The organism is Microbacterium sp. AC035 (assembly GCF_979258485.1).
In genome coordinates this window covers 175471-193151 of sequence record NZ_OZ409858.1, presented here as the reverse complement: position 1 = coordinate 193151, position 17681 = coordinate 175471, and the positions used below count along the sequence as shown (strand labels likewise).

Genomic DNA, 17681 nt, shown 5'->3' with positions numbered 1-17681 from the left:
GCATGCCTGAGATGCCGGAGGTCCAGGGCCTGACCGCGTTTCTCACCGAGCGCGCGGTGGGGCGGACGATCGTGCGCACGAGCGTGGGGGCGATCGCCGCGCTGAAGACCTTCGATCCGCCGAACACCGCTCTCCACGGAGCGAAGATCACTGCGGCGTCGCGACGAGGCAAGTTCATCGTGCTCTCGTGCGGCGACGACCTGCACCTCGTGTTCCACCTCGCCAAGGCAGGGTGGCTGCGCTGGTACGAGAATCTGCCGACGACGCTGATCAAACCCGGCAAGTCGCCCATAGCCATCCGGGTCGGACTCGCCGACGAGAGCGGATTCGACCTCACCGAGGCAGGCACGAAGAAGTCGCTCGCCGTCTACGTCGTGCGCGATCCGGAAGAGGTGCCGGGCATCGCCCGACTCGGCCCCGACCCCCTCGAGGCGTCCTTCACCCGCGACGTGTTCGCCGACCTGCTGCGCGGCAGGCGCACGCAGATCAAGGGGCTGCTGCGCGACCAGGGTGTGATCGCCGGGATCGGCAACGCGTACTCCGACGAGATCCTGCACGCGGCGCGCATGTCGCCCTACGCGATCGCCGACAAGCTGGGCGACGACGAGATCGATCGTCTGTACGCCGCGATGCAGACGACGCTGACGGATGCCGTGGCCGAGGCCTCGGGCAAGCCGCCGGCCGACCTCAAAGACGCGAAGCGCCGAGGGATGCAGGTGCACGCCCGTCGCGGCGAGGAGTGCCCCGTGTGCGGCGACACCGTTCGCAGCGTCTTCTTCGCCGACCGCTCGATGGAGTACTGCCCGACCTGCCAGACCGGGGGCAAACCACTCGCCGATCGCCGCCTGTCGCGGCTGCTCAAGTAGCACTTCGACGCGGAATGAAATGCATTCGGATGTGTTGAGTACACTCAGAGCATCAACGTGCTCCGGGGTCGGTGAGAATCCGAACCGGCGGTGACAGTCCGCGAGCGTCTCGGTTCTTCGAGATGCCGATCCGGTGGAATTCCGGGACCGACGGTGGTGCGAGGCGCAGCCTCGCTAGTCCGGAAGGGAGGCAGCACGGTGCGCCGCCGCGCGCGCGTTCTGCCGACGTCTCCCCTCGAGGAGAATCCCCGGAGCCTCAGAGAGGACCACGGATGGCAGTGAACGAGGCGGAACGGCGGGCGATGTCCCGTGCGCTCGAGCTCGCGGCGCTCGGCCCTCGAGGCCTCAACCCCCAGGTCGGCGCCGTCATCCTCTCCCCCGAGGGCGAGATCATCGCCGAAGGCTGGCACCACGGTGCCGGCACCCCTCACGCCGAGGTCGATGCGCTCTCGAAGCTCGCACCCGGCGCCGCCGACGGTGCGACCGCAGTCGTCACACTCGAACCCTGCAACCACACCGGGCGGACAGGCCCGTGCGCCGTCGCGCTCATCGAGGCGGGCGTCTCGCGCGTCGTCTACGCCCTCGACGATCCCGGCGCCGTGTCGGGCGGCGGTGCCGACCGCCTTCGCTCAGCGGGGGTGAGCGTCGATTCGGGCGAGCAGGCCGATGTCGCACACGATCTCATCGACGGCTGGCTCACCGCTCAGAGCCTCGGGCGACCGCACGTCACCGTGAAATGGGCCCAGTCCCTCGACGGCCGCGCGGCGGCATCCGATGGAAGCAGTCAGTGGATCACCGGACCGGAAGCCCGGGCCGACGTCCACCGACGTCGAGCCGCGGCCGATGCGATCGTCGTCGGAACCGGCACTCTGCTCTCCGACGACCCCTCGCTGACGGCCCGCGACGGTGATGGGCTCTACGACCGGCAGCCGGTCCCCGTCGTGATCGGCTCGCGTCAGACCCCCGATGGCGCGGCGATCCGTCGGCATCCGAAGACGCCGCTCTTCTACGACACCCATGACCTGCACGATGTTCTCGCCGACCTGCACTCGCGCGGCATCCAGAGCGTGTTCGTCGAAGGCGGTCCGACGCTGGCAAGTGCCTTCGTCGCCGACGGACTCGCAGATCGCGTGCTCGCCTACCTCGCGCCGGTGCTGCTCGGCGGCGATCGGCTGGCCCTCACAGACATCGGCGTCGGATCGATCGACGCCGCCCGCAGACTGACGATCGAGGAATGGCTGCCTCTCGGGGCGGACCTGCTGGCGATCGCTCATCCCGCGCTCACCACAGAAGAAGGAGCCGCCTGATGTTCACCGGAATCATCGAGGAGATCGGCGAGATCACCGCCATCGCGCCTGCCGGAGACGGCTGGCGCCTGACGGTTCGCGCCCCCAAAGCGGTCTCCGACGCCGTGCACGGCGAGTCCATCGCGGTGTCGGGCGTCTGCCTCACGGTCGTCGACTCGACAGCCGACACCTTCGACGCCGACGTGATGAAGCAGACCCTCGACGTCGCAGCGCTCGGCACAGCGACCGTCGGCACCCGTGTGAACATCGAGAAGGCGATGCCGGTCGGCGCACGGCTCGGCGGCCACATCGTGCAGGGACACGTCGACGGCGTCGGCAGCGTGCTCGAGGTGCGCCCCGGGGAGCAGTGGAGCGTGCTGCGCATCTCGCTGCCGCACGACCTCGCGCCGCTCGTGGTCGACAAGGGCTCCATCTCGGTCGACGGCACCTCGCTCACGGTGAGCGCGGTCAGCCCCGTCGACGGCGATGCCCACTGGTTCGAGATCTCGCTCATTCCCGAGACCCTCGCCGCCACCACCCTCGGCTCTCGCACGGTCGGCGACCGTGTCAACCTCGAGACCGACATCCTCGCCCGCCACGTCGAACGTCTGCTGGCGTTCAGGGCAGCACCGGAAGGAGGCTCGCGATGAGCCTTTCCACCATCTCCGAGGCCCTCGAGGCCCTGCGTGCCGGACGGCCCGTCCTGGTCGCAGACGATGAGAACCGCGAGAACGAGGGCGACGTCATCATGTCGGCGGAGCTCGCGACGCCCGAATGGGTCGCGTGGACGGTCCGCTGGTCGTCCGGGTTCATCTGCGCGCCGATGCCCGCCGACCTCGCCGACAACCTCAACCTGCAGCCGATGGTCGCGGCGTCGGAAGACGCGCGCTCGACCGCCTACACCGTGAGCGTCGACGCGGCGGAGGGTGTGACGACGGGCATCAGCGCGCACGATCGAGCCCACACGCTGAACGTCCTGGCGAACCCCGAGTCGACCGCGACGAGCATCATCCGCCCTGGACACGTGCTTCCCCTGCGCGCCGTGGACGGAGGCGTGCGCGAGCGCAGCGGCCACACCGAGGCCGCCGTCGATCTGATGAAGCTCGCCGGTCTCCGCCCGGTGGGCGCCATCGCCGAGGTCGTCGCCGAGGACGGCAGCATGATGCGGCTTCCCGGCCTCATCGAGCTGGGCGCGCGCGACGGGGTGCCGGTCATCACGATCGAGCAGCTCATCGCGCACCTCAACGAGACCGACCCCACCGGCTGGTCGCCCGAACGCGCCAGTCGTCGCGTGAGTCTGCGCGCCGATGCGACCGTGCCGACGACGCACGGCACGTTCCGCTTCCTCGCCTACAAGGACCGGGTCACCGGCACAGACCACATCGCCGTCGTGTCAGGCGAGCCGAGCGAGACCGCCCTCGTGCGGGTGCACTCGGAGTGCCTGACCGGCGAGGCGTTCGGCTCTCTCAAGTGCGAGTGCGGCCCCCAGCTCGACGCCGCGCTCGACGCGATCGAGCAGGACGGCGGCATCGTCATCTACATGCGAGGCCACGAGGGCCGGGGCATCGGTCTGATCAACAAGCTCCGCGCCTACAGCCTGCAGGAGGAGGGTCTCGACACGGTCGACGCCAACCTCGCACTGGGGCTGCCGGCAGATGCCCGCGACTATGCGGCTGCGGCAGGGATTCTCGCCGACCTCGGAGTGTCGAAGGTGCGCCTGCTGACCAACAACACCGACAAGGTGAATCAGCTGCGCGGTCTCGGGCTCGACGTCGTCGAGCAGGTGCCGCTGATCGTCGGCGTCGGGCCCAACAACCACCAGTACCTCGAGACCAAACGTGACCGGATGGGTCACATCATCGGAGAGGCGGAGCTCGCAGAGGCTCTCGCCGACGGACGGAAGGATGACGCATGAGCGGCGCAGGAGCACCCAAGACGGAGAAGATCGACGGACGGGGACTGAAGGTCGTCATCGTCGCCGGCACCTGGCACGACGTCATCACCGACGGCCTGATCGCCGGTGCGCAGCGCGTCCTCGACGAGGCCGACGCGGCGTACCGACTCGTGCGCGTGCCGGGCTCGTTCGAGCTCGCTCTCGCCGCCCAGGCCGCGTTCGCGGGCGGAGCGGATGCCGTGGTCGCCCTCGGCGTGATCATCCGCGGCGGAACCCCGCACTTCGAGTACGTCTCGGCGGCGACGACCGACGGGCTGACCCGCGTCTCGCTCGATGCGGGCAAGCCGGTGGGCTTCGGCGTCCTCACGCTCGACGACGAGAAGCAGGGCCTCGACCGTGCGGGTCTCGAGGGCTCGAAGGAGGACAAGGGCGCAGAGGCGGCGGATGCCGCACTGCGCACCGCCCTCCTCGTGCGCGAGCTGCGCGGCTGAGGTCAGCCTGCCCTTGCTGGCGGCCCGTCGTCGCGCACTCGTACGGTGAGGGTATGGAGACCCTGCGCCACATCGTCCTGTTCGTGCACCTCATCGGCTTCGCCGTGCTGTTCGGCGCCTGGGCGGTGCAGGCGTTCGGTGGCAAGCGCGAGTTCACGCGCCTGATGAGCATCGGCATGACGATCGCCGCAGTCGCCGGTCTCGCACTCGCGGCTCCGTGGGGGCTGCCCGACGGCGTCGAGATGAACTACGCCAAGATCGGCACGAAGCTCGTCGTGCTCCTCGTGATCGGCGCACTCCTCGGCATCGGCACGTCGAAGCAGCGCAAGTCCGGCTCGGTGCCGACCGTGATGTTCTGGCTCGTCGGCATCCTGACCGCTCTCAACGCAGGTATCGCGGCGATCTGGCGCTGACCCTCCGCACCGACGCCTCAGACACGCAGCGGGACCACGACGTCGGCGCCTGCCTCCTCGGTGAGCCGCGCCCCCATCTGCACGAACGTCGGCTGCGGGATGAAGCCTCCCGCGAAGAGCGCCTGACCTTGGGCGAAGCCCTGCGCCCGCCGGATGTCGTCTTCGCCGACGAAGCCGAACACCTCAGCCAACTCGGCGATGTCCCGCGGGGCGTTCACACGCATGAGGCCGAGGTTGTCGCACTGCGAGAGCACGTTCGGATGGATCTTCGTCGGCCGCTGCGTCGACAGGAACAGCCACAGACCGAACTTGCGCCCCTCGGCGGCGATCTGCACCAGCTGCTCGGTGAGCGCTCGTTCGACCGCGGTGCGCGGCTCGGGCGAGCAGAGGTTGTGCGCCTCGTCGATCACGATGAGGATCGGCCGTCGGCTCTCCCTACGCGCCCACAGCTGTTCGAGCACGGCGAGGGCCGCCACCTTCGGCTCGGCAGGGTGGTCGAATCCGCCGAGATCGAGCACCGTCGCCCGCGGGCGCTCCTCGATCACGTCGACGACGGAGCCCGCGCCCCGCGACCACAGATCCCACTCGAGCACCTGAAGGTTCTCCATGCGGTTGGCGAGGCGCACCCGGGCGGGAACGCCGGACTCGCGGAACTCCTGCAGCATCCGCTCGGTGTCGAACTCCGTGGCGCTCACGGACCAGTGCAGGAGGACGTTGTACTCCTCGGCATCCGCGATCGGATCGATCTGCAGAACCGCAGCCTTCGCCGCGGGTGACAGATCGAGGTAGCGGGTGTGCAGTCGCTCGCCGGCATCATGCCCCGAGCGGAACACGCGTATGTCGCTCTGCGCGATCTGCGCGGCGTGGTCGCCCCTCGCCCCGGGTCTCGTCTCGGCCAGCCGCACGAAGTCGGCGTTGGGGTCGAAGATCAGCATCGGCAGCTCGGTGTGCAGCAGGAGCTGCTCGAGGACGACTCCGAGCGCATAGGTCTTGCCGCTGCCGCTCTGCCCGCACCAGAACGTATGACGGTTGAATCGTCGCGCATCGAGGTGCACGGGCTCCGTGGGGTCAGCGGTCAGGGATCCGATGGTCAGCTCGGTCATGCGGTCACCCTAGCGACGCCGGGGAGTGTCGCTGCGAGGAGGATCACCCGATGCGGATGATCCCCCTCTGGATGGCTCGCCCGCCCCCTGTGATACTGACGTCCGATTCGCCTACGACGGTCGCTCGGAGAACGGAGAACCGCATGGACACGAGTCGTCGATCGACGGGGGCGAGAACCTTCGGCGAACGGCGGGACGCGGGTCGCTCCGCGCGCACGCGGATGCCACGATCGCAGCTCGGCATCTGGTCGCCGAAGGATGACAGGCCGGACCCGATCGATCTGCTGGAGGAGCAGGGGAGATCGCGCGTCCGGGAGCTCACGCCGGTGAGATATGCCCGGATGGCGACCTCGCCCCTCGCGTTCTATCGCGGCTGCGCGCTGCTGATGGCATCGGATCTCGCCTCGGCCGGGCACACCGGGATCATCACGCAGCTCTGCGGCGACGCTCATCTGTCGAACTTCGGCCTGTACAGCACGCCGGAGCGGAACCTCACATTCGATATCAACGACTTCGACGAGACGCTCCCTGGGCCGTTCGAGTGGGACGTCAAACGTCTCGCGGCGAGCTTCGCCGTGGCGTCGAGGCAGCGGGGATTCTCCCCCGAGGAGGGGCGCGCCTGCGTGCTGGCCGCTGCGCGCGGCTATCGCACGGGCATCAGGGAGGCGGCGAAGGCGACGGTGCTCGACGCGTGGTACGACCGGCTCGACGCGGAGCGAGCGCAGCAGTGGCTGCGCGCGGAACGCCGTGACGATCGCGCGGGAGACGACGAGGTCGGTCGCCTCGATGCCGTGATCGAGAAGGCCCGAAAGCGGGGTCACCGGAAGGCCTTCCGCAAGCTGGTGCGCGTGGTGGACGGCGATCTGCGGATCATCGCCGCCCCGCCGCTGATCGTGCCTGTGGAGGACATCCTCCGAGACGCGAACGATGCCTCCGACGACGAGGAGGTCATGCGGCACGTGATCGCGGCCTATCGGACGACGCTCGTCGGCGAACGCCACCCTGTCGAGGAGTACCGCTACCGGCACATGGCTCGCAAGGTCGTCGGGGTCGGAAGCGTGGGGACCCGCGCCTGGGTGCTGCTGTTCAGCGGTCGAGACGACGACGATCCGCTGCTCCTTCAGGCGAAGGAGGCACAGGAATCGGTTCTCGAGCGCTTCCTCGGTCCGAGCGAGTTCGCCTCCCACGGAGAGCGTGTGGTGCGGGGGCAGCGCCTGATGCAGGCGTCGAGCGACATCTTTCTCGGATGGCAGTCGATCGTCGGGGTCGACGGCCAGCACCGCGACTTCTATCTGCGTCAGCTGCAGGACGGGAAGGGCGGGAGCGATCCGGACACGATGACAGCACGGGGCGCGACCCTCTATGCCCGGATCTGCGGTGAGACGCTCGCCCGTGCCCACGCGCGTTCCGGCGATCGCGTCGAGATCGCCGGATATGTCGGTCGCGGCTCCGCGTTCGACGACGCGGTCGCCGACTTCGCCGCCGCATACGCCGAGCAGAATGATCGGGACTTCGCCGCGCTCACCGCCGCGCTCGCGTCCGGGGGCCTTCCGCGCGAGTCCGGGGACAGGTGAGACGGATGATCCGATCGGCCCCCGCGCTCCGTTCGGCCCCCGCGCTCCGTTCGGCCCCCGCACATGCGGGCGCCCATGTCGCGGGCCCGATCCCGAGCGGACGGAGCGGGTACTGGCTCATCCTCGCTCTCGCTGCCACCGCCTACGCCTTCAGCGCCGCCCAGGCGACGACGGATCCCAGCCCATGGGCATTGACCGTGCAGCTGCTGACGGTCGCCGTCGTCCTCCGGGTGACCGAGGTGCGCGAGCGGGTGCAGCACATCGCCTGGGTGATCCTCGCCCTCGCCGCCGCCGCGACAGTCGTCGTCGGGGTGCTGGGCACCGGAGGCAGAGGCCTCGACATCGTGCTGTCCGCGGCATCCGTGATCGCCTTCCTGATCGCGCCCGTCGCGATCATCCGGCATCAGGTGCGGCGACGTGGCGTGGACATCGAGGCTCTGCTCGCCGCTATCGCCGCGTACGTCCTGGTCGGCATGTTCTTCACGCTGCTGTACAACCTGGTCGCGCTGCTCACGGTCGCGCCGACCTTCGGCACGGACGTCGTGGATTCGCTCTCCACCCAGCTCTTCTTCTCGTTCACGACGCTGACGACCACCGGGTACGGCAACATCGTGCCGGTCTCGTCGGGGGTTCAGGCGATCGCCGTCGCCGAGGCGATCACCGGGCAGCTGTTCCTGATCACCGCGGTCGCGCGCATCATGCGGGGCGCCCGCAGGCCGCCGCCCGGAGCGGACGCGTCACACGAGGGGGCGTCATGAAGAAGTGGAATGTGGTCATCGTGCTCGGCGCCGCGCAGTTCGTCATGGTGCTCGACGGCACGGTCATGAACGTGTCGATCTCGACCGTCGTGGACGATCTCGACACCTCGGTCGCGGCGATGCAGGCGGCGATCACGTTCTACACACTGACCATGGCGGCGTTCATGCTCTTCGGCGCCAAGCTCGGAGACGTGTGGGGACGACGACGCGCCTTCGTGATCGGCTCGTGCGTCTACGCGGCCGGATCGCTGATCACGGCGTTGAGCCCGTCGGTGGGATTCCTGTTCCTCGGCTGGTCGGTCATCGAGGGACTGGGCGCCGTGCTGGTCATCCCCGCGATCGCGGCCCTCGTCGCCGACAACTATCAGGGCCGCGACCGCGTCACCGCCTTCGCCGTCGTGGGTGCCGTCTCGGGTGCCGCTGTCGCCGCCGGTCCACTGATCGGGGGCGCCGTGACCACCTACTCCAGCTGGCGGTTCGTCTTCGTCGCCGAGGTGGTGATCATGCTGGGAGTGGTGCTCTGCGCCCGCATGATCACGGACTCCACCCCCCGTCGGTCGATCCGGATCGACGTCGGCAGCGTGCTGCTGTCATCCGCCGGGCTCGTGCTGATCGTCTTCGGGATGCTGCAGAGCAAGACCTGGGGATGGGTGATCCCCTTGGATCGGCCGGAGATCGGCGGTATCCCGATCGCCCCGCTCGGCGTCTCCCTGACGACGTGGTGCATCGCGCTGGGCGCAGTGCTGATCGCCGCGTTCATCAGCTGGCAGCGACGACTGATCCGCGATGGACGGGCACCGCTGATGCAGCCCGATCTGTTCGCGATCAGCACGCTGCGCAGCGGTCTCTCCGTGCTCGGTGCGCAATACGCGGTGACCGCCGGGCTGTTCTTCATGGTGCCGGTCTACCTGCAGATGACGCTCGGGCTGGACGCGCTCGAGACGGGCATCAAGATCTTCCCGCTCTCGGTCTCGCTGATCCTCTTCTCTGTGGTCGGCACAGCACTGTCGCGACGGTGGTCCCCGCGACGCATCGTGCGGGTCGGCCAGTCGACCCTCGTGCTCAGCGCGCTTCTGCTGCTGGCATCCGTGACCGATGACCTTCGGAGTGCCCTTTTCGCGCTGGGCATGTTCCTCGCGGGCAGCGCCCTGGGCCTTCTCGCCTCGCAGCTCGGCAACGTGAACATGTCGAGCGTCTCGGAGAAGGACACCAGCGAGGCCGGTGGGCTGCAGGGTGTGTTCCAGAACCTCGGGTCATCGCTCGGCACCGCCCTGATCGGGTCGATCCTCATCGGCGCCCTGTCGACCTCGTTCGCCTCCGGGGTCGCGACGAGCGACCTGCCGAGCGAGGTGCAGGTCACGGTGAACGCGGCGACGGATCGAGGCGTCACCGTGGTGCCGGCGGCCGATGTGGCCGGTCTCGCGACCGACGCCGGACTCGGCGACGAGGATGCCGCAGAACTCGCAGAGATCTATCGAGAGTCGCAGCTCTCGTCGCTGCGGGTGGCGTTCGTGGGCCTGATCGTGATCAGCCTGCTGTCGATCCTGTTCTCGCGCGGCATCCCGTCGGAGGCCATGGTCCGTCGACGAGCAGAAGCAGCCGCCGACGCGCCCGAGACGACATGAGGGGGTGCTGAAGCGCCCTATGCTCGCGGCGCAGCAGTGCTCTCGCGCACGACGAGCTCGGTGCCGACCAGCGGGGTCTGGGTGCGCTCTCCCCCGTCGAGCTCCGAGAGCAGGGCGTCGACGGCGAGGGCGCCGACCTTCTCGGGGTGCTGCTGCACGGTGGTCAGCGGCGGCCAGAGCTGGGCTGCATCCGGCAGACCGTCGAAGCCGACCACGCTGACGTCCCCGGGGATCTCACGGCCGGCCTCGCGGAAAGCCCGGACCACGCCGATCGCCATCTGGTCGTTCGCCGCGAACACGGCGGTCACGCTCTCGTCGTCGCGCAGAAGGACCCCCGCTCGGTATCCGGATTCGGCCGACCAGTCGCCCTGCAGCGGCTCAGGAGCCTCGAGACCGCGGGCCTCGAGCGTCTCGCGCCACGACTCACGCCGACGCTCGGCCGAGTAGGACTTCGCCGGGCCCGCGATGTGCCAGACCGTCTTGTGGCCGAGGTCGAGCAGGTGCTCGACGGCGAGCCGCGCGCCCTGCGCCTGGTCGGTGTCGACGAAGGGATGTGTCGATCCCCGGTTGGAGTCGACCAGCACGACGGGCAGCCCGTCGGGGATCTCGACCTCGGCCTCATCGAGCTGGTGCGCCTCGATCACGATGATGATGCCGTCGACCGCGTGCTCCTCGAGGCGACGGAAGGCTCCGGCGACGGTGTCGCGGGCGCTCGATTCGACGGGGATGAGGGTGAGGGCGTATCCCATCTGCGAGGCGCGCACCGCGATCGCGTCGAGCGTGCGCTGGTTCCCGTAGGAGCTGAACGAGAACATGATGACGCCGATCGCGCGGAATCGACCGGAGCGCAGCGCGCGGGCGGCGCTGTTCGGCCGATACCCGAGCCGCTGCATGGCGTCTTCGACGCGCGCTCTGGTGGTGGCCCCGACGTAGCCGCGCGCGTTCACGACCCGCGAGACGGTCTGTCCGGAGACTCCGGCCTCTCGGGCCACGTCCTCCATCGAAGGGTCTCGCCGCCGCTGCGGCGGCTCTGCCGACTGTTCCGAGGTCACGAGCACTCATCCATTCATGTGTTGACGTTGACACACTAGCAGCGCATCGAATATGTTGACGTTGACACACGGCGCCGTGAGCGCCCGATCTCTAAGAAGGTTCTCGTCAATGACGACTCAAGATTCCGCAGCCCTGGCGGACCACGGCATCCGCCGGCGTGAGAAGCGCGACTGGAAGGGATGGGCCTTCGTCGGCCCGTTCATGGTCGTGTTCGCCCTGGTGTTCCTCACTCCCCTCGCATACGCGCTGTACCTCAGCTTCTTCCAGGAGAAGCTGATCGGCGGCACCGCGTTCGTCGGGTTCGACAACTACGTGCGAGCGCTGACCGACCCCCAGTTCTGGGAGGCATTCGGCCGCGTCGTGCTGTTCCTCGTCGTGCAGGTGCCGATCATGCTGATCCTGGCCCTCGCCGCGGCCCTGGCGCTCGACAGCGCCCGTCTGCGCGGGGCGTCGTTCTTCCGCATCCTCATCTTCCTGCCGTACGCGGTGCCCGCGGTCGTCGCGGTGCTGATGTGGGGTTACATCTACGGCGACCAGTTCGGTCTGACGTCGAACCTCAACGACTTCCTCGGCAGCGACCTGATCACTCCGTTCGCAAGAGAGTGGATCCTGGTCTCGATCGGCAACATCGTGACGTGGCAGTTCGTCGGCTACAACATGCTGATCTTCTACTCCTCGCTGAAGACGATTCCGACCGACATGTACGAAGCGGCGTCGCTCGACGGAGCAGGCGCATGGCGCACGATCTTCTCGATCAAGATCCCCTCGGTGCGCGGCGCCCTGGTGATCGCGACCATCTTCTCGATCATCGGCAGCTTCCAGCTCTTCAACGAGCCCAACATCCTGCGCCCCCTGGCCCCGAACGTGATCACGACGTACTTCACACCGAACATGTACGCGTACAACCTCTCGTTCGCCGGACAGCAGTTCAATTACGCCGCGACGATCGCCATCATCATGGGCGTCATCACCGCGGTGATCGCCTACGTCGTGCAACTGCGCGGCTCGAAGTCGGAGGTGCGCTGACATGGCACTCCCCCTCGCCCGCCCCTCGCAGAAGCGCCACGATCTGATGAATCCGCGCAAGTCGAAGATCCTGCTCATCGTGATGGTGATGTACGCGCTGTACACGCTGGTGCCGCTCATCTGGCTGCTGTTCAGCTCGACGAAGACCCAGTCGGGTCTGTTCAGCTCGTTCGGACTGTGGTTCTCCGACGACTTCGCGTTCTTCGACAACCTGGTCGCGACCTTCTCGTACCAGGACGGCATCTTCCTGCGCTGGCTCGGCAACACGCTGCTCTATGTGGTCGTCGGAGCCGGTGGCGCGACGCTGCTGGCGACCATGGCCGGCTACGGACTCGCGAAGTACCGCTTCCCCGGTCGCCGCGCGGTGTTCGCCGTCGTCCTCGGTGCCGTCGCCGTCCCCGGCACCGCCCTCGCGGTGCCGACCTTCCTGCTCTTCAGCGAGCTGGGGCTCACCAACACCCCGTGGGCTGTCATCATCCCCTCACTGATCAGCCCGTTCGGCCTGTACCTGATCTGGGTGTTCGCCTCGGATTCGGTGCCGACCGAGTTGCTGGAGGCCGCGCGCATCGACGGTGCCGGAGAGTTCCGCACCTTCTTCACGATCTCGATGCGACTGCTCGCACCCGGAATCGTGACGGTCACCCTCTTCACCGTGGTCGCGACCTGGAACAACTACTTCCTGCCGTTGATCATGCTGTCCGACCCCGCCTGGTACCCGCTCACCGTCGGCCTCAACCAGTGGAGCAACCAGGCGATCGGCGCCGGATCCCAGCCGATCTACAACCTCGTGATCATGGGCTCGCTGCTCACGATCATCCCGATCGTCATCGCCTTCCTGCTGCTGCAGAGGTTCTGGCAGTCAGGTCTCACCGCCGGAAGCGTCAAGGAGTAGCTCCCGGCATCCCTCCGCACCGCACACGTCGGTCCGATGCTGGACCGCACCCCCGAAAGGACACAGCAATGAAGCACCTTCCCTCACCCGCCGCACGGCGCACCCTCGCGGTGCTCGCGGCCGGAACCGTGGCAGCGCTGGCGCTGGCCGGTTGCAGCACCGGCGACACCGGCTCCGGCGGCAGCGCTGCCGGCGACGGCTCGTTCGACTCCGTCGAGGCCGCTCTCGAGAAGGGTGGCGAGATCACGTACTGGTCGTGGACCCCCTCTGCCGAGGCTCAGGTCGAGGCCTTCGAGAAGGAGTACCCGAACGTCAAGGTCAACGTGGTCAACGCGGGTACCAACAACGAGGAATACACCAAGCTCCAGAACGCCATCAAGGCCGGATCCGGCGCCCCCGACGTCGTGCAGGTCGAGTACTACGCCTTCCCGCAGTTCGCCCTGACCGACGCGTTCGTCGACCTCTCGCAGTACGGCTTCGCCGACTTCGAGGACGACTACACCGCCTCGACGTGGAACTCCGTCACCGACGGCGACGCCATCTACGGCCTGCCGCAGGACTCAGGCCCCATGGCGCTGTTCTACAACAAGGCCGTCTTCGACGCCGCCGGCGTCGCCGTGCCCACGACGTGGGACGAGTACTACGAAGCGGCGAAGGCGATCCACGCAGCGAACCCCGACGCCTACATCACGAACGACACCGGCGACGCCGGCTTCGCGACCTCGATGATCTGGCAGGCCGGCGGCAAGCCGTTCGCGACCTCCGGCACGGACGTCACGATCGACCTGCAGGACGACGGCTCCAAGAAGTGGACCGAGAACTGGAACCGCCTCGTCGAGGAAGACCTCCTCGCCCCCTACGGCAGCTGGAGCGACGAGTGGTTCCGCGCCCTCGGCGACGGCAGCCTGGCGACCCTCGTGATCGGCGCCTGGATGCCCGGCAACCTGATCACCGGAGCTCCCGACGGAGCCGGTGACTGGCGCGTCGCGCCGATGCCGACCTACGACGGCACACCGGCGACGGCCGAGAACGGCGGCGGTGGCCAGGCCGTGACCACGCAGAGCAAGAACCCGGAGCTCGCAGCCGGATTCCTGTGGTGGCTGAACAACTCGGAGGAGAGCATCTCGACCTTCCTCGAGTCGGGCGGCTTCCCGTCGACCACGGCTGAGCTGTCGAGCGAGGAGTTCCTCGCCGACGCTCCCGAGTACTTCGGCGGCCAGAAGATCAACGAGGTCCTGGCCGCAGCGGCCGACGACGTCGTCGAGGGCTGGAGCTACCTGCCCTACCAGGTCTACGGCAACAGCATCTTCGGCGACACCGTGGGCCAGTCGTACCAGAACGGCACCGACCTCAACGAGGGCCTCGTGACCTGGCAGGACGCCCTGGTCGAGTACGGCAACTCGCAGGGCTTCGCCGTCAACAAGTAATCGCACGTCCGGCCGGGCGGGGACTCGCTCCCCGCCCGGCCCTCCCATCGAAAGCACCTCATCGTGACCTCCTTCTCCATCGGCGAGACAGACTTCCTCCGCGCCGGGCTCCCCCACCGAGTGATCTCCGGGGCCCTGCACTACTTCCGCATCCACCCGGACCAGTGGCAGGACCGCATCCGCAAGGCCCGCCTGATGGGGCTCAACACGATCGAGACCTATGTCGCCTGGAACGCGCACGAGCCGCGGCGCGGCGAATGGGATACCACAGGCTGGAACGACCTCGGCCGATTCCTCGACCTGATCCAGGCCGAGGGAATGGACGCGATCGTCCGGCCCGGCCCCTACATCTGCGCCGAGTGGCACAACGGCGGCCTGCCGAACTGGCTCACCGCGGGCGAGCGCGAGCTGCGCTCCTCCGAGCCCACCTATCTCTCCGACGTGAGCGACTACCTCCGTCGGGTCTACGAGATCGTCGCCCCGCGGCAGATCGACCGGGGCGGCTCGGTGGTGCTGGTGCAGATCGAGAACGAATACGGCGCCTACGGCTCCGACAAGGCCTACCTCGAGGCGCTCGTCGCCCTGACACGAGAGTCGGGCATCACCGTCCCCCTCACCACGGTCGACCAGCCCACCGACCGGATGCTGGCCGACGGCAGCCTGCCCGAGCTGCACAAGACCGGATCGTTCGGATCGCGCAGCGCCGAGCGCCTCGCCACCCTGCGCGCCCACCAGCCCACCGGCCCGCTGATGTGCTCGGAGTTCTGGGACGGCTGGTTCGACTGGTGGGGTGGCGTGCACCACACGACCGACGTGGCCGCAGCGGCCGCCGACCTCGACGAGCTCCTCGCCGCCGGCGCCTCGGTCAACATCTACATGTTCCACGGCGGCACGAACTTCGGTCTCACGAACGGCGCGAACCACAAGGGCCGCTACCTGCCGATCGTCACCTCGTACGACTATGACGCCCCTCTCGACGAGGCGGGCGATCCGACCGCGAAGTTCTTCGCGTTCCGCGACGTCATCGCCAAGTACGCCACGGTGCCGGACGAGCTTCCGGCCACCGCCGAGCCCGCCCCCGTGTTCTCGGTGCCGCTGGTCGCCGCAGGGCCGTGGACGGATGCCGCGGCGTCGACTCTCTCTTCGACGGCACCGATCACGTTCGACGAGCTGGAGCACTTGAGTGCCCTCGTCCGCTATGACATCACTCTGCCCGAGGGAGTCGGCGGTCAGCTCGTGCTCGACGAGGTGCGCGACCTCGCCTGGGTGAGCGTCGACGGTCAGCCCGTCGGAACGCTCTCACGCACCCGTCATGACCGTTCCCTGCGGATCCCATCAGGCCGTGCGCTCAGCATCCTCGTCGAAGAGGGAGGTCGGGTGAACTACGATCACCGACTCGGTGAGCAGAAGGGTCTCATCGGCACGCCCGAGCTCGACGGCCTGCCGCTGACCGGGTGGCACTCGACACCGCTCGACGTCGCGGCTCTGGCTGCGGAGATCGGATCCCGCGTCGCGGAACCGTCGGTCGCGGCGCCGACCGGTCCGTCGGCGTGGGTCGCGGACTTCGACCTCGACTCCCCCGCGGATCTGTTCCTCGACACCGCCGCCTGGAGCAAGGGCTACGCGTTCGTCAACGGGTTCTTCTTGGGGCGTTACTGGCGAAACGGCCCGCAGCGCACCCTCTTCGTGCCCGCACCCGCGACCGTCGCCGGGGCGAACAGGCTCGTGGTGCTCGAGCTCGAGCACCTGCTCGACCCGACCGCCGACTTCGTCTCGGCACTCGCTCTCGGCGACACCGAGGAATAGCCCTCCGAGCGCCACCCGACCCGATACCGTGTGTCTGTGCCGCGTCGAAGGTTCTCCACTCCCTCACCTGCCGCTCGCGCGCGCTATGCCAAGCGACGCCAGGGTCGAGTGGCGCGGGCCGACAACGACCTCACCGCCGAGCAGTGGACGTCACTGCGAGAGGCCTGGGGAGGATGCGCATATTGCGGAGCGGACGGCATCGCTCTGCAACGCGATTGCGTGATGCCGATCTCGCGAGGCGGGCGGTACACCGTCGAGAACGTGGTTCCTGCGTGCGGTTCGTGCAACGCGAGCAAGCGCAACGACGAGGTCACGTCGTGGCTCCGTCGCAAGCGGCTCGACGAACGCGCCTTCCTCACCCGATACGACGCGATCCTCAGCGACCTGCGCCAGACCGACTGAACGGCCTCACTCCCGACTCGTCCGCGAACTCCACACGGCTGCGGTGAGACGAGCGGCGTCGGCCCGGGTGATGCTCTGCCAGTTGCGGCCGCCGCGCGCGAATGCCTCGTGCACTCCCGGCGGAACCGCGGCCGACTCGACCGGACGATCGAGCCAGTCGCACGCGCGCACGTGCACGAGGTCGACGTTCCGCGCCTCGGCTGAGGCGTCGTAGCGCCACGGTCCGGTGACCCTGCCCAGCCACAGGAACCCGTCGGCGTCACGCGTCCAGACGAACGCCCCCTCAGGCACCCCCGCGAACCGCTCGAGTCGGCGTGCCATCCGCTCTCCGTAGACCGCGTCCACCGCGGCGAGCGCATCGGCGATCGAGTCCGGTGCATCGTCGAGCCTGCCGCCCACTCCGCACACGCCGAGCGCCAGCGCCCGCTCGACGGCGGGCCCGGCGGTCACGTCGTCGTCGCGCGAGCGCATCGGAGCGCGGTATGCCGAGGGAAGGCCGATGTCGTCGCTGCCGCGAGGTGAGGCGCTCATGCGATCGGCACCAGCGTGGCCTCGATCCGTCCTCCGTCGATGGTGACCGTCATGATCGTGCACACCGGCTGACGACGCCGATCGGTCGGCGAGCCCGGGTTCAGCAGCCGCATCCCCGAGGGGGCGACGGTGTCCCACGGAATGTGCGAGTGACCGAAGACGAGCAGATCGCTGCCCGGGAACGCGGCGTCCATCCGCTCTTCACGTCGCTGCTTCGCCCCGGTCTCGTGCACCACCGCCACCTCAACCCCATCGACCGTGAAGCGGGCGATCTCGGGCAGCCGTTCGCGCAGCGCCGGGCCGTCGTTGTTCCCGTAGACGCCCACGAGCACCCGCGAGCGGGACTCGAGCAGATCCAGCGTCGCGACGTCGATCCAGTCGCCCGCGTGCACGACGATGTCGGCGTCCTCGACCGCCCGCAAGACCGCCTCGGGCAGGCGCTTCGCACGTGCGGGCACATGAGTGTCGGCGATCAGCAGCAGTCTCGTCGTCACGGTTCTCCCCGTCTCGCGTAGGCTTCGGCATCCGCCTCCG

The 17681-nt window shown here is 68.4% G+C and carries 18 protein-coding genes and 1 riboswitch; of the genes, 14 read left to right on the top strand and 4 right to left on the bottom strand.

Annotation, left to right across the window (positions count from 1 at the left end; all coding sequences use genetic code 11):
• Positions 1 to 2: 2 nt before the first annotated feature.
• The 6 genes from ACZ0AA_RS00860 (at position 3) to ACZ0AA_RS00835 (ending at position 4950) form a co-directional block, all read left to right on the top strand.
• The gene (locus ACZ0AA_RS00860; protein ID WP_463511888.1) at positions 3 to 866 is read left to right on the top strand and encodes an Fpg/Nei family DNA glycosylase; all 864 of its coding nucleotides are present in this window, start codon (positions 3 to 5) and stop codon (positions 864 to 866) included.
• 54 nt (positions 867 to 920) lie between these two features.
• Positions 921 to 1066, top strand: a riboswitch (FMN riboswitch).
• Positions 1067 to 1138: 72 nt separating this feature from the next.
• Complete coding sequence (gene ribD, locus ACZ0AA_RS00855) at positions 1139 to 2173, top strand: bifunctional diaminohydroxyphosphoribosylaminopyrimidine deaminase/5-amino-6-(5-phosphoribosylamino)uracil reductase RibD (RefSeq protein WP_463511887.1); 1035 nt, start codon at positions 1139 to 1141, stop codon at positions 2171 to 2173.
• A complete protein-coding gene (locus ACZ0AA_RS00850) occupies positions 2173 to 2802 on the top strand; it encodes a riboflavin synthase (RefSeq protein WP_463511886.1) in 630 nt (209 codons plus the stop codon). The genes ribD and ACZ0AA_RS00850 overlap by 1 nt, the downstream gene beginning before the upstream one ends.
• Positions 2799 to 4067 carry a GTP cyclohydrolase II gene (gene ribA / locus ACZ0AA_RS00845; RefSeq protein WP_463511885.1) on the top strand — a complete coding sequence of 423 codons (1269 nt, stop codon included), beginning with the start codon at positions 2799 to 2801 and terminating at the stop codon, positions 4065 to 4067. The genes ACZ0AA_RS00850 and ribA overlap by 4 nt, the downstream gene beginning before the upstream one ends.
• Positions 4064 to 4537 (top strand): 6,7-dimethyl-8-ribityllumazine synthase, encoded by a 474-nt coding sequence (ribH, locus tag ACZ0AA_RS00840; protein ID WP_400861543.1) that lies wholly within the window; start codon positions 4064 to 4066, stop codon positions 4535 to 4537. The genes ribA and ribH overlap by 4 nt, the downstream gene beginning before the upstream one ends.
• Before the next feature lie 53 nt (positions 4538 to 4590).
• Entirely contained in the window at positions 4591 to 4950 is a 360-nt protein-coding gene (locus tag ACZ0AA_RS00835; protein ID WP_463511884.1) for a Fe-S protein, read from the top strand.
• Between the two features lie 17 nt (positions 4951 to 4967).
• Here ACZ0AA_RS00835 and ACZ0AA_RS00830 read toward each other — a convergent pair whose 3' ends face one another.
• Positions 4968 to 6053, bottom strand: coding sequence for an ATP-binding protein (locus tag ACZ0AA_RS00830; protein ID WP_463511883.1), 1086 nt, complete (start codon positions 6051 to 6053; stop codon positions 4968 to 4970).
• A gap of 143 nt (positions 6054 to 6196) precedes the next feature.
• Between ACZ0AA_RS00830 and ACZ0AA_RS00825 the strand changes: the two genes are divergently transcribed.
• From ACZ0AA_RS00825 to ACZ0AA_RS00815, 3 genes are read left to right on the top strand one after another with little or no spacing between them, the layout of a single operon-like run.
• The gene (locus ACZ0AA_RS00825; RefSeq protein ID WP_463511882.1) at positions 6197 to 7627 is read left to right on the top strand and encodes a DUF2252 domain-containing protein; all 1431 of its coding nucleotides are present in this window, start codon (positions 6197 to 6199) and stop codon (positions 7625 to 7627) included.
• Positions 7628 to 7632: 5 nt separating this feature from the next.
• Positions 7633 to 8385 (top strand): ion channel, encoded by a 753-nt coding sequence (locus ACZ0AA_RS00820; protein WP_463511881.1) that lies wholly within the window; start codon positions 7633 to 7635, stop codon positions 8383 to 8385.
• Positions 8382 to 10010, top strand: coding sequence for an MFS transporter (locus tag ACZ0AA_RS00815; RefSeq protein WP_463511880.1), 1629 nt, complete (start codon positions 8382 to 8384; stop codon positions 10008 to 10010). Before ACZ0AA_RS00820 ends, ACZ0AA_RS00815 begins: the two co-directional genes overlap by 4 nt.
• 17 nt (positions 10011 to 10027) lie before the next feature.
• Here ACZ0AA_RS00815 and ACZ0AA_RS00810 read toward each other — a convergent pair whose 3' ends face one another.
• The gene (locus ACZ0AA_RS00810; RefSeq protein ID WP_463513805.1) at positions 10028 to 11011 is read right to left on the bottom strand and encodes a LacI family DNA-binding transcriptional regulator; all 984 of its coding nucleotides are present in this window, start codon (positions 11009 to 11011) and stop codon (positions 10028 to 10030) included.
• A 160-nt stretch (positions 11012 to 11171) separates the two neighbouring features.
• On the opposite strand from ACZ0AA_RS00810, the gene ACZ0AA_RS00805 reads away from it, so the two are divergent.
• The 5 genes from ACZ0AA_RS00805 to ACZ0AA_RS00785 all read left to right on the top strand — a co-directional run bounded on the left by ACZ0AA_RS00805 (position 11172) and on the right by ACZ0AA_RS00785 (position 16616).
• Positions 11172 to 12089: a carbohydrate ABC transporter permease gene (locus ACZ0AA_RS00805; protein ID WP_400861556.1), complete on the top strand. Its 918-nt coding sequence runs from the start codon at positions 11172 to 11174 to the stop codon at positions 12087 to 12089.
• A gap of 46 nt (positions 12090 to 12135) precedes the next feature.
• The gene (locus tag ACZ0AA_RS00800) at positions 12136 to 12981 is read left to right on the top strand and encodes a carbohydrate ABC transporter permease (protein WP_463513804.1); all 846 of its coding nucleotides are present in this window, start codon (positions 12136 to 12138) and stop codon (positions 12979 to 12981) included.
• A gap of 68 nt (positions 12982 to 13049) precedes the next feature.
• Positions 13050 to 14408, top strand: coding sequence for an ABC transporter substrate-binding protein (locus ACZ0AA_RS00795; RefSeq protein WP_463511879.1), 1359 nt, complete (start codon positions 13050 to 13052; stop codon positions 14406 to 14408).
• A 63-nt stretch (positions 14409 to 14471) separates the two neighbouring features.
• Positions 14472 to 16214: a glycoside hydrolase family 35 protein gene (locus tag ACZ0AA_RS00790; protein ID WP_463511878.1), complete on the top strand. Its 1743-nt coding sequence runs from the start codon at positions 14472 to 14474 to the stop codon at positions 16212 to 16214.
• Positions 16215 to 16250: 36 nt separating this feature from the next.
• On the top strand, positions 16251 to 16616 hold the full coding sequence (locus tag ACZ0AA_RS00785) for an HNH endonuclease (RefSeq protein WP_463511877.1): 366 nt from the start codon (positions 16251 to 16253) through the stop codon (positions 16614 to 16616).
• Between the two features lie 6 nt (positions 16617 to 16622).
• Here ACZ0AA_RS00785 and ACZ0AA_RS00780 read toward each other — a convergent pair whose 3' ends face one another.
• Both ACZ0AA_RS00780 and ACZ0AA_RS00775 read right to left on the bottom strand, forming a co-directional pair.
• On the bottom strand, positions 16623 to 17147 hold the full coding sequence (locus ACZ0AA_RS00780; RefSeq protein ID WP_463511876.1) for a GAF domain-containing protein: 525 nt from the start codon (positions 17145 to 17147) through the stop codon (positions 16623 to 16625).
• Positions 17144 to 17641, bottom strand: a complete 498-nt coding sequence (locus ACZ0AA_RS00775; RefSeq protein WP_463511875.1) for a metallophosphoesterase family protein — start codon at positions 17639 to 17641, stop codon at positions 17144 to 17146. Before ACZ0AA_RS00775 ends, ACZ0AA_RS00780 begins: the two co-directional genes overlap by 4 nt.
• Positions 17642 to 17681: the final 40 nt, after the last annotated feature.

Excerpts from the sequence above, each read along its gene's own strand:
- ACZ0AA_RS00825 (WP_463511882.1), top strand. The coding sequence starts at position 6,197 with ATGGACACGAGTCGTCGATCGACGGGGGCGAGAACCTTCGGCGAACGG.
- ACZ0AA_RS00810 (WP_463513805.1), bottom strand. The coding sequence starts at position 11,011 with ATGGAGGACGTGGCCCGAGAGGCCGGAGTCTCCGGACAGACCGTCTCG.
- ACZ0AA_RS00815 (WP_463511880.1), top strand. The coding sequence starts at position 8,382 with ATGAAGAAGTGGAATGTGGTCATCGTGCTCGGCGCCGCGCAGTTCGTC.
- ACZ0AA_RS00805 (WP_400861556.1), top strand. The coding sequence starts at position 11,172 with ATGACGACTCAAGATTCCGCAGCCCTGGCGGACCACGGCATCCGCCGG.
- ACZ0AA_RS00850 (WP_463511886.1), top strand. The coding sequence starts at position 2,173 with ATGTTCACCGGAATCATCGAGGAGATCGGCGAGATCACCGCCATCGCG.
- ACZ0AA_RS00860 (WP_463511888.1), top strand. The coding sequence starts at position 3 with ATGCCTGAGATGCCGGAGGTCCAGGGCCTGACCGCGTTTCTCACCGAG.
- ACZ0AA_RS00835 (WP_463511884.1), top strand. The coding sequence starts at position 4,591 with ATGGAGACCCTGCGCCACATCGTCCTGTTCGTGCACCTCATCGGCTTC.
- ACZ0AA_RS00800 (WP_463513804.1), top strand. The coding sequence starts at position 12,136 with ATGAATCCGCGCAAGTCGAAGATCCTGCTCATCGTGATGGTGATGTAC.
- ACZ0AA_RS00780 (WP_463511876.1), bottom strand. The coding sequence starts at position 17,147 with ATGAGCGCCTCACCTCGCGGCAGCGACGACATCGGCCTTCCCTCGGCA.
- ribD (WP_463511887.1), top strand. The coding sequence starts at position 1,139 with ATGGCAGTGAACGAGGCGGAACGGCGGGCGATGTCCCGTGCGCTCGAG.
- ACZ0AA_RS00830 (WP_463511883.1), bottom strand. The coding sequence starts at position 6,053 with ATGACCGAGCTGACCATCGGATCCCTGACCGCTGACCCCACGGAGCCC.
- ACZ0AA_RS00795 (WP_463511879.1), top strand. The coding sequence starts at position 13,050 with ATGAAGCACCTTCCCTCACCCGCCGCACGGCGCACCCTCGCGGTGCTC.
- ribH (WP_400861543.1), top strand. The coding sequence starts at position 4,064 with ATGAGCGGCGCAGGAGCACCCAAGACGGAGAAGATCGACGGACGGGGA.
- ACZ0AA_RS00820 (WP_463511881.1), top strand. The coding sequence starts at position 7,633 with ATGATCCGATCGGCCCCCGCGCTCCGTTCGGCCCCCGCGCTCCGTTCG.
- ribA (WP_463511885.1), top strand. The coding sequence starts at position 2,799 with ATGAGCCTTTCCACCATCTCCGAGGCCCTCGAGGCCCTGCGTGCCGGA.